Below are 1,562 nucleotides of genomic sequence, written 5' to 3'. Positions count from 1 at the left end.
GCGACGCGTTTTTTGGTTACTTTTTGTCGCTCGGACAAAAAGTGACTCGCCGGCTACGCCGGCGAAACAGCCCAAGCCCGCCAAGCACGACAACCGACCGCATTGCCAAAAACTTTCCCTCTTACCCCGCCTGCGCACGCCACGCCGACACGCTACGCCCGAAGCGCCCGCTGAACCACCGCGAGAACGCGCTCAGCGACGAAAACCCGAGCAGCGCGGCCACTTCCGACAGCGGACGCTCGCGGTTCTCCAGATAGCGGATCACCAGGTCGGCACGGGCCTCGGTGAGAATCGCGGAGTAAGTCGTATGTTCCTGCCCGAGCCGCCGATGCACGGTGCGCCGGTCGACGCTCAGGTGCTGGGCCACGCGTTCGACCGAGCACAGTCCGGTGGGCAGCAGCGCGTAAACCAGCTTGCGGACCATGTCCGACATGCTCGCCACGGTCGACTGCGCCAGCAGCGTGCCGAGATAATGCTTCACCTGCTGCGCCATCACCGGGTCATATGACGGCAATGGCGCTTCCAGGTCCGAGGCCAGGCAGACGATGCCGTCGAAATCCTGGTTGAAAGTGCAGGGCATGCCGAACACGCGTGAAAACGTGGCCGCGCTGGCCGGTGCCGGGTGGGTGAAGCAGAGGCTGCGCGGCCGCCAGGACTGCCCCAGGAACAGCTTCAGCATCCGGAAGACCACGCCGACCGCCAGGTCGGCGGCCTGCCGCAGGGTGCCCGGCGCTTCGGTGAGCACCTGCAGCCGGATCATCACCAGCTCATCGCTGTCTTCGATGCGCATCGACAGCGACTCATTCTGCAGGCCCATGTAGCGGACCATCGACTCCAGCGCGCGGCGCAGCGTCGGTTCTTCGCGCACCACGAAGGCGAGCGGGCCCAGGTTGGAGAACTCGCGCAGCTCGGCCATGCGCAGGCCGAAATCGTCGGCGCCGGCGGCGTGCGCCGACGCGTCCAGCAAGCGGCCGACCGATGCCGCCGGGATGCGGATATCGGGGTCGAGCAGGACCGAGCGGTTGATCTTCGCCGCCCTCAGCTGCTGGTACGGATCCAGCCCCAGCGAACGCGCGACTTCCACGTAGTTGGTCAGGCTGGCGCTGCGCAGATAGTAGGACATGGGGCGGATTCCGTGCTTTCCCTGAGTGTCCCGAAATGTAAATCGGATGTCTCGGATCGTCAAATCATGGCCAGTCGTTAGCCGATACTCCAGTCACTAACCAACCGGAGCCATCCATGCAATTCCTCGACGATTCCCTGCACCCCGAAAACATGGACAAAGTGGTGATTACCGTTGCGCCCTATGGCCCGGAATGGATGCCGCAGGACTTCCCGGAAGACATCCCGGTGACCATGGAAGAACAGGTGCAGAAGGCCGTGGATTGCTACAACGCCGGCGCCACGGTGCTGCACCTGCATGTACGCGAGCTCGACGGCAAGGGCTCCAAGCGCCTGTCCAAGTTTAACGAGCTGATCGCCGGCGTGCGCGCCGCGGTGCCGGACATGATCATCCAGGTTGGTGGCTCGATCTCGTTTGCGCCGGAAGACGACGGCCAGGA

Annotated in this window: 2 protein-coding genes; one reads left to right on the top strand and one right to left on the bottom strand. The window is 64.3% G+C overall.

Annotated elements, in window-relative coordinates:
• Positions 1 to 121 precede the first annotated feature (121 nt).
• Positions 122 to 1,123: an AraC family transcriptional regulator gene (locus tag A3A5_RS0121670; RefSeq protein WP_018312616.1), complete on the bottom strand. Its 1,002-nt coding sequence runs from the start codon at positions 1,121 to 1,123 to the stop codon at positions 122 to 124.
• 116 nt (positions 1,124 to 1,239) lie between these two features.
• On the opposite strand from A3A5_RS0121670, the gene A3A5_RS39090 reads away from it, so the two are divergent.
• Positions 1,240 to 1,562: 3-keto-5-aminohexanoate cleavage protein (locus A3A5_RS39090; protein WP_035813287.1), on the top strand; the 323-nt coding region annotated here is incomplete at its 3' end.

It is taken from the genome of Cupriavidus sp. UYPR2.512, from assembly GCF_000379565.1.
Taxonomy (GTDB): domain Bacteria; phylum Pseudomonadota; class Gammaproteobacteria; order Burkholderiales; family Burkholderiaceae; genus Cupriavidus.
Note: the sequence above shows the minus strand (reverse complement) of the source record. Positions and strands in the feature narration are given on the sequence as shown.